Source organism: Allobosea sp. Root670 (assembly GCF_001429415.1).
Lineage (GTDB): Bacteria > Pseudomonadota > Alphaproteobacteria > Rhizobiales > Beijerinckiaceae > Allobosea > Allobosea robiniae.
Map to the genome: position 1 here is coordinate 367,294 of NZ_LMJU01000015.1, position 13,249 is coordinate 380,542.

Genomic DNA, 13,249 nt, shown 5'->3' on the forward strand with positions numbered 1-13,249 from the left:
GAGCAATCCCGATCAAGCGGCCCCTCGTCTGGTCGTCCAATGTCGCGCCACTTCGTGGAGAGAACATGGACCCGGTCAAGACAGCCATCTGGTGCATCGAGAGCCGCTTCACCGCCGAGCTGACGCTCGAGGAGATCGCGGAGGTCAGTGGCGTCTCGCGCTTCCATCTCAGCCGGGCCTTCGGCGCGGCGGCCGGTCGCTCGGTAATGCGCTATGTGCGCGAGCGCCGGCTCTCGGAAGCGGCGCGCCAGCTCGCGAACGGTGCACCCGATATCCTCTCGGTCGCGCTCGATTGGGGCTATGGCTCCCACGAAGCCTTCACCCGCGCCTTTCGCGAGCAGTTCGGCATCACGCCGGAAGAATTGCGCGCCCGGCGCGACCTCTCATCGCTCGTCCTCGTGGAGTCGCTCAACATGCATGACATCACCCCCGCCCCCATCGCCGAGCCGCGCATCGTCACTGGGAAGCCGCTGCTGATCGCCGGTTTCAGCGGCCATTTCTCGATGGACAACACCCAGGGCATCCCGCTGCTCTGGCAGAAGATCGCCCCGCATTTCGGGCATATCCCCGGCCAGCGCGGACATGTCGTCTACGGCGCGAGCTATAATTGCGACGAGCTCGGCTCCTTCGACTACATCGCCGGCGCCGAGGTCTCCTCCTTCGGTGGGCTTTCGGAGGAGTTCGCACGGCTCAGCGTGCCGGAGCAGCTCTGCGCCGTGTTCGAGCATCGCGGCCACATCACCGGCATCGCCCAGACCTTCAAGGCGATCTGGCAGGACTGGCTGCCGAAATCGGGGCGCGAACCGGCGATGGGCGTCAAGCTGGAGCGCGTGGACGAGCGCTTCGACGGCGCGACCGGCAACGGCATCGTCGAGATCTGGGTGCCGCTCAAGCGCTGAGCGGCGGCTTCCCCTCGAGCTTCGGCTTGCCGTTTTCGCCGGGCTGGATCAGCCCGGCCGACATGATCAGCTTGGCGCCGTCCTCGACCGAGATCGATAGCTCGACGACCTCGCGCCGCGGCAGGTAGAAGAAGAAGCCCGTGGTCGGGTTCGGCGTGCAGGGCAGGAAGACGCCGATCTGCTCGTCGCCCGGTTCCTGGCCATTCGGCAGGCGTTCGGCGATCTCGGGTGCCGCCTCCTGCGCGATGAAGACGATCGACCACATGCCCGGCTGCGGGAACTGCACCATCCCGACCTTGCGGAACGAGGTGCCCGACTGCGAGAAGATCGTCTCGAAGACCTGCTTCACGCCCTTGTAGAGGCTGCGCACCACCGGCATGCGGTCGAGGATCGCCTCGCCGGCGCGGATCAGCGAGCGCCCGACGAGATTGGCTGTCAGGAAACCCAGCAGGGTCAGCCCGATCAGCGCGATGACCAGGCCGAAACCCGGGATCGGATAGGGCAAATAGGAATCAGGCAGGTAGGAATTCGGAATGAGCGGCTTCACCAGCCCGTCGACGAAATTGACGAACCACCAGGTCACCGAGGCCGTGATGGCGAGCGGCGCGGCGATGACGAGCCCGGTCAGGAAATAGCGGCGCAAGCGAGCGCCCCAGGTCGGGCGCAGGATTTCCGCGGGCAGGATGAGGCGGGGATCGGGCGGGCCGGCTGTCATCGTCTCTCCCAGAACACCGGCGCGACCTCCCGCCTGCTTGCGGCGGCTCGCATGGGCCGCGATATGACACGATAAGCGAGGCGGCGCCATCCGCCAGCCCCCCGAGCATTTTCGAGCGAAGTGGGTACCGGTTCGCGTGAAGAAAATGCGACAATACAAAGAGATAGCGCAAGCAAGGGTAAGGCCGTGAGCGAGGACGATCAGCCGCGACGCCGATGGTCACGGCCGCTGCTCTTCGCTGCGGGCTGGGTATTCACGGCGCTCGGCGTCGTCGGGCTCATCCTGCCGCTGATGCCCGGCACGATCTTCCTGATCGCGGCGGCCTGGTGCTTCTCGCAATCCTCGCCGCGATTCGAGGCCTGGCTGATCGGCCATCCGAGGCTCGGGCCGCATGTCCTGCGCTGGCGGAAGACCGGCGCCATCGCCCGGCGAGCGAAAGTCCTGGCCTGCGGTTCGATGGCGCTGAGTTTCGCCTTATTGACGCAAACGAGTGCGCCGCCGATCGCTCTTGCGACGGCGGCGCTGTGTCTGGTCGGCGCGGGCCTCTACGTTTCGACCCGGCCCGAAGCCTGAGCCGCCGTCACTCCACCGTGACGGATTTCGCCAGGTTGCGGGGCTGGTCGACGTCCTTGCCCATGAAAACCGCCGTCTGATAGGCGATCATCTGGATCGGCAGGGCATAGACGATCGGCGCGAAGGTCGGGTCCATGTCCGGCATGACGATCGTCGCTTCCGGCTCGATGCCGCATTCGGCGGCACCCTTCGCATCGGTGACGAGGATGATCCGGCCGCCGCGCGCCGCGACCTCCTGCATGTTGGAGGCGGTCTTCTCGAACAGCGCGTCATGGGGCGCGACGACGATGACTGGCATGTCCTCGTCGATCAGAGCGATCGGCCCGTGCTTGAGTTCGCCTGCCGGATAGCCTTCGGCGTGGATGTAGCTGATTTCCTTCAGCTTCAGGGCGCCTTCGAGCGCGAGCGGGAAGCTGGTGCCGCGGCCGAGATAGAGCACGTCCTTGGCCTTGGAGAGCTCGCGCGCGAGCTTTTCGATCTCGGGTTCCAGCTCCAGCGCCCGGGCCATCAGCCCCGGCAGCGAGATCAGGTTCTGCACATGGCTGGCCTCGTCCTGCGCCGAGAGCGTGCCGCGGGCGCGGGCGGCGGCAAGCGCGAGCGATGCGAAGACGGCGAGCTGGCAGACGAAGGCCTTGGTCGAGGCGACGCCGATCTCGGGGCCGGCGAGCGTCTGCGCCACCGCATCGCTCTCGCGCGCGATCGTCGAGGTCGGCACGTTGACGACCGACAGGATGACCTGCCCGTTCTGACGGGCGTAGCGCAAACCGGCCAGCGTGTCGGCGGTTTCGCCGGACTGCGAGACGAAGAGCGCTAGGCCCTGGTCCGGCAGCGGCGCCTCGCGGTAGCGGAACTCCGACGCGACATCGATCTCGACCGGCAGGCGCGCCAGTTTCTCGAACCAGTATTTCGCGATAAGGCCGGCATAATAGGAGGTGCCGCAGGCGCTGATCGTCAGGCGCGACAGGTTCTTCCAGTCGATCTGGTCGCCGAACGGCAGGCGCACCTTGCCGTTGACCATGTCGAGATACTGCGTCAGCGTATGACCGACGACCTCGGGTTGCTCGTAGATCTCCTTGGCCATGAAGTGGCGGTGATTGCCCTTCTCGACCAGGAAGGCGCCGGCGGCGACGCGCTGGGCGCGGCGCTCCACCTGCTTGTTGGTCTTGTCGTAGAAGGTCGCGCCGCGGCGATGCAGCACGACCCAGTCGCCCTCTTCGAGATAGGCGATGAGATTGGTGAAGGGCGCGAGCGCCAGCGCGTCCGAGCCGAGATACATCTCGCCCTCGCCGACACCGACGGCCAACGGCGAGCCCTTGCGAGCGCCGATCAGCAGGTCTTCCTCGCCCTGGAACAGGAAGGCGAGCGCGAAGGCGCCGTGCAGGCGCGGCAGGCTCGCGGCAACCGCATCGACCGGGCTCTTGCCGCGGTCGAGCTCACGAGTGACGAGATGGGCGACGATCTCGGTGTCGGTCTCCGTCTCGAAGACGTAGCCGTCGGCCTGGAGCTCGGCGCGCAGGTCCCGGAAATTCTCGATAATGCCGTTATGGACCACTGCGAGCTTCGGTGTCGCATGAGGATGGGCATTGGTCTCGTTGGGCTTGCCATGGGTCGCCCAGCGGGTGTGGCCGATGCCGACCAGGCCTTCGAGCGGCTCGTTCGAGAGGCGGGTCTCGAGATTCTTGAGCTTGCCCTCGGCGCGGCGGCGGGTGAGCCGGCCACCTTCCAGCGTCGCGACGCCAGCGGAATCGTAGCCACGATATTCAAGCCGCCGCAGCGCCTCGACGACTTGCGTCGCAACCGCTTCCTTGCCCAGAATCCCGACGATGCCGCACATGGGCGAACCCCTCCAGCGATTGATGTCGGCAAAGCGCATAGCCGCGATCGGCGCGCATGCCCAATCAATCTACATGACGAACTGTGAACGGCGGATGGCCCGATCCGCCGCGATTCCGCGCTATTCGGCTGCCTTCTTGGCGGCTTTCCGGGCCGCAGCAGCGGCGCGGAAGGTCACCGCCCAGCCCTCCTTCGCGACCTGCCGGCCGCGGCCGATGGCGAGCGCATCGGGCGCGACGTCCTCGGTGATGACCGAGCCGGAGCCGATATAGGCGCCCTCGCCGATCGTCACCGGGGCGACCAGCGACGAATTCGAGCCGACGAAGGCATTGGCACCGATCGTCGTCCTCGATTTGTTGAAACCGTCATAGTTGCAGGTGATCGTGCCGGCGCCGATATTCGCTGCCGCCCCCACCGAGGCATCGCCGATATAGGTGAGGTGATTGACCTTGGCGCCGGGGCCGATATCGGCCGCCTTCACCTCGACGAAATTGCCGACCTTGGCCTTCTCCGCGAGCTTCGCGCCCGGCCGCAGGCGGCCATAGGGGCCGACGCTGGCATCGACACCGACCGTGGCGCCCTCCAGATGCGAGAAGGCGTGGATCACGGCGCCGTCATCGACGCGCACGCCCGGCCCGAAGACGACGTTCGGCTCGATCACGACATCGCGGCCGATCTGCGTGTCATAGCTGAAGAAGACCGTCTCCGGGGCGATCAGCGTCGCGCCGCCGAGCATCACGGCGAGGCGTTTGCGCCGCTGGAATTCCGCTTCCACCGCAGCGAGCTGCGTGCGGTCGTTGATGCCCTGGACCTCGCTTTCGGGCGCCCGCAGCGCGACGGCGTCGAGCCCGCGCTTGCGCGCCACCTCGACCGCATCGGTGAGATAGAACTCGCCCTGGGCGTTGTGGCTGCCGATCGCTTCCAGGATCGAGAGGGCGTGCGCGCCGGAGAGCGCCATCAGCCCGGCATTGCAGAGCGTGATGGCGCGCTGCTCCGGGGTGGCATCCTTGTGTTCGACGATCGCTTCGAGATGGCCGTCCTTCTCGACGAAGCGGCCATAGCCCGTCGGGTCCTTGGCCACGAAGCCGAGCGCAACGACGGCGGCGCCCTCTCTCAAGCCGCGGCGGAGTGCCGCAAAGGTCTCGGGACGCACGAGCGGCGTATCGCCAAAGGCGATGATGACGTCGTCATGGCCGGCCGCGATGGCAGCCTTCGCGGCGAGCGCGGCATGGGCGGTGCCCCGGCGCTCGTGCTGGATGGCGATCTGCGCGTGCGGAAGCTGCTTGCGCGCCGCTTCGCCGACTTCGGGGCGTTCCGAGGAAATCACGACGGCGACGGCGTCCGCGCCAGCCTTCGAAACCGCCGCCAGCGCATGACCGAGCAGCGACCGGCCGGCCACGGCATGGAGCACCTTCGGCCCCCGCGATTTCATGCGGGTGCCCTCTCCGGCGGCCAGGACGATCGCGAGGCAGGATCGGGCCGACTGCATTTCGGTCATGTTTCTCGTTTCCCCTGCAGGCATGTCTGAACCACGGCCCGCCCATCACAATCGACTTCACGCATGCCGGCGTCGCAGGCGCCGTGGATAGCCGATCCGCTCGCCTTTTGCCAAAGTTCAATCGCGGCGAAAAGGCACCATCCGAGGACGGCCGCCGCCGCGGGCCGGCTCCGGCCTGAATTCGCAGGATCGTACCATCCAAAAGACGTGCATCTTCCCGATCGGAAAGGCTTTTCAGGCGAACTGGAAATGCTCTAGAAGCGCGAGGGGCGAGGGCGTCGCCGCGTAGTTTGGATCCCATGTCGACACCGTTGAATCGTAGGCAGTTTCTGGAAGGCGCCGCCGGCGGCGCCGCGCTGCTCTCGCTGGCCGGCCCGGCCGCAGCGCAAGCGCCGACCGGCGCAGCTTCCTTCAACATCCCCTCCCTCGTGGACGGGCAGCGTTTCGACCCCGCACTGGTGGTCGACGCCGCCAGGGCCCTGGCCCAGCGCCCACTGATCCCGCTTGCCGCGAACGACCTGCCGGAGGGCTATGCCGCCCTGCCCGCCGATCAGTATGCGGGCATCCGGATGCAGCCGGGCGCCACGGTCTGGGCCGGCGAGAATCGCGGCTTCACCGTCGAGCCTCTGCATCGCGGCTATGTCTTCTCCAATCCGGTGAGCCTGTTCACGATCGAAGAGGGAACGGTGCGCCGCATCGGCTTCGATCGCAGCAAGTTCGATTACGGACGGGTCGCGCCGCCGACGGGCAATGCCGACCTGCAGTTCTCCGGCATGCGGATCGCCGCCGGGCTGGAACGCCCCTTCGAGGTCGCGGTCTTCCAGGGCGGCACGTTCTTCCGCGCCCTCGCCCGCGGCCAGAATTTCGGCGCGATGGCGCGCGCGCTGATCCTGCGCCCCGGCGAGACGCGTGGCGAGGAACTGCCGTTCTTCCGGGCGTTCTGGATCGAGCGGCCGAGCCCGGCGGTGGGCTCGCTGGTGATTCACGGCCTGCTCGATTCGGAAAGCGTCGCCGGCGCGGTGCGGATGACATTGCGGCCGGGCGACGTCACCTTCGTCGATGTCGAGATGACGCTGTTCGCGCGCCAGGCGCTCGACCATGTCGGCTTCGGCTGCACCAGCGCGACCTTCCTGTCCGGCCCGCAGAGCCGGCGCGTCTTCGACGATATCCGCCCCTCGATCGGCGAGGTCTCGGGCGTCCAGATGCAGTCGGGTGGCGGCGAGTGGATCTACCGGCCGGTCAACAACCCCGCGACCTTGCAGGTCTCCTCCTTCGTCGACGAGAATCCCAAGGGCTTCGGCCTGGTCCAGCGCGAGCGCGACCCCGCCGCCTTCCAGGACGACGACCAGCGCTTCGAGCTCCGGCCGAGCGTCTGGATGGAGCCGCTCGGCGACTGGGGTGCAGGTTCGGTGCAGCTCATCGAGATTCCCAGCGATTCCGAGCCGAATAAGAACATCATCATGTACTGGCGGCCGAAGCAGCCGCTCGCCGCCGGCAGCGAGACTTCGCTGAGCTATCGCCAGGCCTGGTGCTGGCAGCCGCCGGAGCGCCCACCGCTGGCGCTCGCCACCCGTTCGCGGCAGGGCAAGGGCTCGCAAGGGCGCCGGCGGCGCTTCATCGTTGAATTCACCGGCGACAAGCTGGCCGATGCGGCGCTGATCGCCTCGACGCGGGCGACGATCACGGCCCAGCCCGGCGCCGTGCACAACGTTCGCCTCTGGCCCTATCCGGAGCGCAAGCTGATGCGCGTCGGCTTCGAGGTCGATCCCGGCAACGACAATCTCTCCGAGCTCCGGCTCGTCCTGCAATCGGGCGGCCAGCCCGTCTCTGAGACCTGGTTGAATCGATGGACCTGGTAACGGCAACCCGCCGCGACGCCATGGAAACGGAACAGCGCGGCTACAGCGCGGCTCGCGAGCCGGCCACGCCTCCGGAAGAGCCGCTGGTCATGCCGGTGCAGTCGTTCCGGAGCTGGACGGATTCGGATCGCCGTGCCCCGGCGGCGCCGCGCGACTGGAAGACGCCGTGGCTGAAGCGCCTCTTCGTCTTCGGCGGCGGGCTCGTGCTCACCGGCTTCGGCGCCTGGGAAATGTACAATGTCGTGTCGGTCAGCCGCACGACCTCGCTGCAGTACGCCCTGCTCGTGCTGTTCACGATCAACTTCTCGTGGATCGCGCTCGCCTTCACCAGCGCGCTGCTCGGCTTCTTCGGCGTCATGTTCGGCGCCGGCCGGGCGGACCGGGCCGAAACGCTGAAGCACCGCACCGTCGTGGTGATGCCGATCTACAACGAGTCTTCGGCCCGCATCTTCGCCGCGGTGGCGGCGATCCGCGAATCGGTCGAGGCCACGGGCCTGGGCGATCATTTCGACTATTTCATCGTCTCCGACACGACCAACCCGGATGTCTGGGTGGCGGAGGAGCGGGCCTTCCTGGCGCTGCGCGAGCGCCTCGGCCCGAACGCCCGGGTCTATTACCGGCACCGGCCGAAGAACCACCACCGCAAGGCCGGCAACATCGCGGATTTCGTCACACGCTGGGGCGGGCTCTACGAGCACATGGTCGTGCTCGATGCCGACAGCCTGATGACCGGCACCTGCATCGTGCGCCTCGCCGCCGCGATGGAGAACGATCCCGATGCCGGCATCATCCAGTCGCTGCCGCTGATCATCAACCGCAATACCTTCTTCGCCCGGCTGCAGCAATTCGCGGCGCGGGTCTATGGCCCGGTGATCGCGACTGGGCTCGCGATGTGGTCCGGCCGCGACGGCAATTACTGGGGCCACAACGCGATCATCCGGACCAAGGCCTTCGCCGACCATTGTGGCCTGCCGGACCTGAAGGGCAAGCCGCCCTTCGGCGGGCATGTGCTGAGCCACGATTTCGTCGAGGCGGCGCTGATCCGCCGCGCCGGCTGGTCGGTCTACATGCTGCCGGACCTGACGGGCTCCTACGAGGAAAGCCCACCCTCGCTGATCGACATCTCGGTGCGCGACCGGCGCTGGTGCCAGGGCAATCTCCAGCATTCGCGGATCATGGGCGGCAAGGGCTTCGTCATGCCGACGCGCCAGCACTTCGCCACCGGCATCATGGGCTATCTCGCCTCGCCGCTCTGGCTGATGCAGCTCGTGGTCGGCATCCTGATCGTGCTGCAGGTCAACTACGCGCGGCCTGAGTATTTCACGCAGGAATTCACGCTCTTCCCCGTCTGGCCGCGGTTCGATCCAGAGCGCGCCTTGCGCCTGTTCGCAATCACCATGGGAATCCTGCTGGCGCCGAAGCTGTTCGGCCTGCTGCTGACCCTGTTCAACAACAAGCTCAGGCAGGCCGGCGGCGGCGCGATTCGCCTGATCGTCTCGGCGCTGATCGAGGTTCTGTTCTCGGCGTTCTTCGCGCCGATCATGATGCTGATCCAGTCCGGCTCGGTCTTCCAGATCTTGCTCGGCCGCGACACCGGCTGGAACCCGCAGCGGCGCGACGACGGCTCGATCCCGCTGAAGGACATCATCCGCCGACACCGGACCCATACTGTACTCGGCGTCGTCACCGGCCTCTCGGCCTTCATGATCGCGACCTCGCTCTTCGCCTGGATGTCGCCGACGATCGTCGGCCTTGTGCTGGCGATCCCGCTGTCATGGGCCTCGGGCCAGCTCGCGATCGGCCTCTGGCTTAAGCGCCATAAGCTCCTGATGACGCCGGAGGAAGGCGCCCCGCCCGCGATCGCGACGCGCGCCAACGAATTGCAGGCCGAGTTCGAGAAGGCTGGTTACGACGACGCCGACGGCATCAAGGCGCTCCACGCCGATGCGGAACTGCGCCACGCCCATGAACTGATGCTGCCCTATGGCCAGTCGCGCCGGCGTGGCGAGATCGAGCCCGACCGCGCGGTGGCCCAGGCCAAGCTCGTCGATGCCGAGACGATCGACGACGCCGCGATCTGGCTGAAGCCGAAGGAGCGGATGGTGGTGCTGCACGACCGGGCGCTGATCGGATTGCTGGCCTCGCTGCCGCCGGTCGAGGCGAAGGGCTGAAAATTTCGTCACTCCGGGCAAGCCCGGAATGACTTCTTGCGGCTTGAGGGCGGCCTTCAGCCCTGCTCGAACGCGACCATGCAGCCGAAGGCTTCCTCGGCCGAGACGAAGAGCCGCTCGTCGCCGCGCTGGAACGAGACCTCGTTCTCGGTCAGCCGCTCCGCCACGGCTTCCAGATCGGGCACCGAGACGCAGAAGCCGAGGAAGCGCGCCGGTGTCGTATCGGGCTCGACGAGATAGGCGCCCTGCGCGGCTTCGGGATCGAGCACGTCGATGCGTCCACGCGGCAAGGCGAGCACGTAATCCTCGTTGCCCTCCAGCACTTCGGCGCCGCCGCTGAAGGCCGAGAGGAAGGCGCGGTGGAAGGCGGGTTCCTCGGCCAGCATCACGACGGCCGAGAGCGCGGTGGCACCGTTGGGGTGATGCTGGAATTCCGGGTTCCAGAAATTCTGCGGCTCGAATTGCTGGCAGACGAAGAAGCCGCATTCCGGCGCGCGCGAATCGGCGGCGAAGGCCAGTTCGAAGGCGACGCGGACATCGCTGCCATCCGGCCGCCTCGCCCGGCGTTCGAAGAAGAAGGGCTCGAAATCGCCGATGCCCTGTGCCTTGAACGTGGCCGCATCGGCCTTGGCGTCGGTGCTCTCCAGCACCAGCATCGACAGCCCCTCGCCCTGCCCCGTCAGAGCTTCACGGACGAAGGCGCCGAAGGAGAAGCGGCGTTCGCCATGCGGCGGAATGGCGGCGTCGTCGGCGATCGTCACCAGTTCCAGGAAGGAGCCGGGAAACTGCACGATCCGATTCTCGGTGCCCCAGGGATGGCGGTTGCGGGCGCCGACGCGGAAGCCGAGCTTCTCGTAGAAATGCCAGGCGGCATCGAGATCGCGGACGCCGATGACGAGATGGTCGAGACCGCGGGGCGTTGAGGCTGTTGCAGGCATGGCAGGCTCCGTCGACAGGCGTATCGGAACCCAAGGCTAGCACAGATCAGGGCGCGGTCATGTCGTGCGTTCAGGGCTCGATATAGTGCGGCAGGAAGCGCGAGGTGTTCTTGGTGATCGGTGAGGCATCCTCGCGCAGGCACAGGCCGCAAGCCTGCGAGGCGACGAGCCAGGAGCCGAGCACGGCGTATTTGCCATCGACAGAGAACAGGTTGGTCGCGGCATCCTGCAGGACATGGCCCTCGGCGCCATAGGGGCCGTCGTCGCTGTCCAGCACGCGGCCGCGCTCCAGCAGCGTGACATTGGCCCCCTCGCGCGAATAGAGCGGCTTGCGGACATGCCGGGCGGAAAGCGTCGCGCAGCGTGGATCGCCCTCGAAGAAGGCCGGCAGGAGGTTCGGATGGCCCGGCTCCATCTCCCAGAGGCAGGCGAGCAGGCCCTTGTTGGAGAGGACGGCCTTCCAGGGCGGCTCGATGAACTGGCAGCGTGAACCGGCGAGCGCGCTGCCGTAGCTCTCGCGGAACATCCATTCCCACGGATAGAGCTTGAACATCGTCTCGATCGGTTGGTTGGCGCCGTCGCAGAAGCGCCCGTCCGTGAGCAGCCCGAGTTCCTCGATATAGGTGAAGCGCGCGTCGAGCCCGGCCTGCACCGCGCAATCGGCGAGATAGTCGACCGTGCCCTTGTCCTCGGGACTATCCTGCACGCAGGTGAGATGCAGGCGGTAAGGCGACGGCTCGCGCAATCCCTGGAAGGCCGCGATCAGGCGCTCGTGCAAAGAGTTGAACTGGTCGGAGCCCTTGGGGATCGCGCCGCGCGCCATCGCCTGCTCCAGCCAGTCCCACTGGACGACGCTCGATTCGAACAGGGCGGTTGGGGTATCGGCGTTGTATTCGAGGAGCTTGGCCGGCCCACGCCCATCATAGGCGAGATCGAGCCGGCCATAGAGGTTGCGCTCGCCGCGCCGCCAGCTTTCGCGAACATAGTCCCAGTGCTCGGCGGGAATCGCGAGCCTGGTCAGCGTCTCCTCGCTGTCGAGCGCCTTCTCGATGAAGGCGAAGCAGAGCTGCTCGAGCGCTTCCGTCGGCCCTTCGATATCGCGCTCGATCTCCTCCAGCGTGAAGGCGAAGGCGGCGCTCTCGTCCCAGTAGGTCTCGCCGTCGATGGTGTGGAAGGCGAAGCCGAGCCGCTCGACCTGCTCGGTCCAGTCCGGGCGCGGGGAGAGCGCGACGCGACGCATCTCAGGACGAGGAATGCGAGGAGAAGGAGCGCGCGATCGAGCCGAAGCCGCCGCGCGAGGAGGTGCTGGTGGTCGAGGCGCTGCCGCCGCGGGAACCGGATGAGAAGGCCGCCGTGATGCTGCGGCCGGATGTGGTCGAATAGGCGCGCGAGCGGCTGCTGCCGCCATAGTAGCCGCTGCCACCGGACGAGCCCGAGGACGAAGAGCGCGCCTGCTGGCATTCCGGCAGCGTCGAGCCCGGCGGGCAAGTGGCGGCGGTTGGCGGCATCAGGGGCTGCGCCTGCGCCTGTCCACCGGAGAGGCCGCGCGCCAGCATGAAGCCGGCCAGCGCCGGGATGAAGTATTGGGCGCCACCGATGCTGGCTGAGCTGCAGCCGCTGGCGCCGTATTGCGTTTCGCAGGCGCTTTGGCTCTGGAATTTCGGTGCATCCTTGAGCCGCGCGGCGGTCGCCTCGGCAAAGGCGGTCTCGCATTGCTGGGCCGTGAGCTGCCCGGCAGCCCGGCAATCGCTCAGGCTGTTGTAGACGAGGTTCTCCTCCTTATCGTCTGATGTCATCGACCAGACGGTGGCGACGAGGAGGACGCCGACGGCAGCGAGACCGATCTGCGAGGAGCGCTTCATGGCCACCTCACGCCGTCATGCTGGCCGCGGCCAGCGTGCCCGAAATCACCGCGATTACCGCCAGCATCGCGGCGGCTGGCAGACGATCCTCCTCGATCTTGCGCGACAATTCGGGGATCGCGACCCGCGCAACGCCGTAGGCGGCGAACTGGATGATCATCGCCGCCACCGCCCAGAGCACGCAGTCGGGAATGCTGCTGGCCTGGGAGATCGCTTTCTCCAGCGGCACGGCGAAGCCGACGAGATTGCCGCCGAAGGCGATCGCGGCCGAGAGGTTGCCGGCCCGGATCAGCGCGATTTCGTCATGCGCGGTCAGGCGGAGGTAGACCGCGGCGAAAGCGGCGATCAGCGCGACGCCGACGACGAAATAGAGGAGGAATGCGGGCAGGCCCGCCATCGAGATCGTCATGCGCCCTGCCCCCGTGCCGATGCGAAGACTCTCAGTCAACGATGCCACATAGTCAGGCTAACGTGAAAACCGCACAAGCCGTCATCTAAAAGGAGGATGCGCCGCATGACGACCCGGGAGGCCCGCTGCAGTTGCGGGCAATTGCGCATCGCCTGCACCGGCGAGCCCGTGAGCGTCTCGCTCTGCCATTGTCGCGACTGCCAACGGCGGACCGGCAGCGCCTATGGCGTCGCGGCCTTCTTCGCGCGCGGCGACATCACCGTGACCGGGCAGTTCAGCGATTACGAGCGCCCGGCCGATAGCGGATATCGCGTGCTGCATCATTTCTGCCCGGCCTGCGGCAGCACGGTGTTCTGGGAGCCGTCGCGCAAGCCCGAGGTGGTCGCGGTCGCGATCGGTGCCTTCGCCGACCCGGATTTTCCTGGGCCGAGCAAGGCGGTGTTCGAGCAGCACCGCCTGCCCTGGGCGACGGTGCAGCTCGCAGAGTCCTGA

At 67.1% G+C, this 13,249-nt stretch carries 12 protein-coding genes; 5 read left to right on the forward strand and 7 right to left on the reverse strand.

Features of this window, described 5'->3' with window-relative positions; genetic code table 11:
* The first annotated feature begins 65 nt into the window (after positions 1 to 65).
* Positions 66 to 899, forward strand: a complete 834-nt coding sequence (locus ASE61_RS14165; protein WP_061967897.1) for an AraC family transcriptional regulator — start codon at positions 66 to 68, stop codon at positions 897 to 899.
* On the opposite strand, the gene ASE61_RS14170 is transcribed toward ASE61_RS14165, so the two are convergent.
* Entirely contained in the window at positions 889 to 1,614 is a 726-nt protein-coding gene (locus tag ASE61_RS14170) for a DUF502 domain-containing protein (protein ID WP_061967898.1), read from the reverse strand. The two genes, ASE61_RS14165 and ASE61_RS14170, sit on opposite strands and share 11 nt — an antisense overlap.
* Positions 1,615 to 1,800: 186 nt before the next feature.
* On the opposite strand from ASE61_RS14170, the gene ASE61_RS14175 reads away from it, so the two are divergent.
* Positions 1,801 to 2,187, forward strand: a complete 387-nt coding sequence (locus ASE61_RS14175) for a YbaN family protein (protein WP_082617429.1) — start codon at positions 1,801 to 1,803, stop codon at positions 2,185 to 2,187.
* 7 nt (positions 2,188 to 2,194) lie between these two features.
* Here the strand turns inward: ASE61_RS14175 and glmS are convergent, their stop codons facing one another.
* Both glmS and glmU read right to left on the reverse strand, forming a co-directional pair.
* A complete protein-coding gene (gene glmS, locus ASE61_RS14180; protein WP_061967900.1) occupies positions 2,195 to 4,021 on the reverse strand; it encodes a glutamine--fructose-6-phosphate transaminase (isomerizing) in 1,827 nt (608 codons plus the stop codon).
* A 120-nt stretch (positions 4,022 to 4,141) separates the two neighbouring features.
* Positions 4,142 to 5,509 carry a bifunctional UDP-N-acetylglucosamine diphosphorylase/glucosamine-1-phosphate N-acetyltransferase GlmU gene (gene glmU, locus ASE61_RS14185; protein WP_142115868.1) on the reverse strand — a complete coding sequence of 456 codons (1,368 nt, stop codon included), beginning with the start codon at positions 5,507 to 5,509 and terminating at the stop codon, positions 4,142 to 4,144.
* Positions 5,510 to 5,817: 308 nt separating this feature from the next.
* Between glmU and ASE61_RS14190 the strand changes: the two genes are divergently transcribed.
* Positions 5,818 to 7,377: a glucan biosynthesis protein gene (locus tag ASE61_RS14190; protein WP_082617430.1), complete on the forward strand. Its 1,560-nt coding sequence runs from the start codon at positions 5,818 to 5,820 to the stop codon at positions 7,375 to 7,377.
* On the forward strand, positions 7,365 to 9,548 hold the full coding sequence (gene mdoH, locus ASE61_RS14195) for a glucans biosynthesis glucosyltransferase MdoH (protein ID WP_082617431.1): 2,184 nt from the start codon (positions 7,365 to 7,367) through the stop codon (positions 9,546 to 9,548). Before ASE61_RS14190 ends, mdoH begins: the two co-directional genes overlap by 13 nt.
* Positions 9,549 to 9,604: 56 nt before the next feature.
* Here the strand turns inward: mdoH and ASE61_RS14200 are convergent, their stop codons facing one another.
* The 4 genes from ASE61_RS14200 to ASE61_RS14215 form a co-directional block, all read right to left on the reverse strand.
* Positions 9,605 to 10,486, reverse strand: a complete 882-nt coding sequence (locus tag ASE61_RS14200; protein ID WP_061967904.1) for a VOC family protein — start codon at positions 10,484 to 10,486, stop codon at positions 9,605 to 9,607.
* 70 nt (positions 10,487 to 10,556) lie between these two features.
* Complete coding sequence (locus tag ASE61_RS14205; protein ID WP_061967906.1) at positions 10,557 to 11,726, reverse strand: glutathionylspermidine synthase family protein; 1,170 nt, start codon at positions 11,724 to 11,726, stop codon at positions 10,557 to 10,559.
* A gap of 1 nt (position 11,727) precedes the next feature.
* Positions 11,728 to 12,348, reverse strand: a complete 621-nt coding sequence (locus ASE61_RS14210; RefSeq protein WP_061967907.1) for a DUF1190 domain-containing protein — start codon at positions 12,346 to 12,348, stop codon at positions 11,728 to 11,730.
* Positions 12,349 to 12,355: 7 nt separating this feature from the next.
* The gene (locus ASE61_RS14215; protein WP_156407099.1) at positions 12,356 to 12,796 is read right to left on the reverse strand and encodes a DUF350 domain-containing protein; all 441 of its coding nucleotides are present in this window, start codon (positions 12,794 to 12,796) and stop codon (positions 12,356 to 12,358) included.
* A 66-nt stretch (positions 12,797 to 12,862) separates the two neighbouring features.
* Here ASE61_RS14215 and ASE61_RS14220 point away from each other — a divergent pair, with 66 nt between their 5' ends.
* The gene (locus ASE61_RS14220) at positions 12,863 to 13,249 is read left to right on the forward strand and encodes a GFA family protein (protein ID WP_061968321.1); all 387 of its coding nucleotides are present in this window, start codon (positions 12,863 to 12,865) and stop codon (positions 13,247 to 13,249) included.

Bases quoted from the DNA above. Each gene is read 5' to 3' on its own strand.
- ASE61_RS14200 (WP_061967904.1), bottom strand. From the start codon at position 10,486: ATGCCTGCAACAGCCTCAACGCCCCGCGGTCTCGACCATCTCGTCATC.
- glmU (WP_142115868.1), bottom strand. From the start codon at position 5,509: ATGCAGTCGGCCCGATCCTGCCTCGCGATCGTCCTGGCCGCCGGAGAG.
- ASE61_RS14210 (WP_061967907.1), bottom strand. From the start codon at position 12,348: ATGAAGCGCTCCTCGCAGATCGGTCTCGCTGCCGTCGGCGTCCTCCTC.
- ASE61_RS14170 (WP_061967898.1), bottom strand. From the start codon at position 1,614: ATGACAGCCGGCCCGCCCGATCCCCGCCTCATCCTGCCCGCGGAAATC.
- ASE61_RS14190 (WP_082617430.1), top strand. From the start codon at position 5,818: ATGTCGACACCGTTGAATCGTAGGCAGTTTCTGGAAGGCGCCGCCGGC.
- mdoH (WP_082617431.1), top strand. From the start codon at position 7,365: ATGGACCTGGTAACGGCAACCCGCCGCGACGCCATGGAAACGGAACAG.
- glmS (WP_061967900.1), bottom strand. From the start codon at position 4,021: ATGTGCGGCATCGTCGGGATTCTGGGCAAGGAAGCGGTTGCGACGCAA.
- ASE61_RS14220 (WP_061968321.1), top strand. From the start codon at position 12,863: ATGACGACCCGGGAGGCCCGCTGCAGTTGCGGGCAATTGCGCATCGCC.
- ASE61_RS14165 (WP_061967897.1), top strand. From the start codon at position 66: ATGGACCCGGTCAAGACAGCCATCTGGTGCATCGAGAGCCGCTTCACC.
- ASE61_RS14205 (WP_061967906.1), bottom strand. From the start codon at position 11,726: ATGCGTCGCGTCGCGCTCTCCCCGCGCCCGGACTGGACCGAGCAGGTC.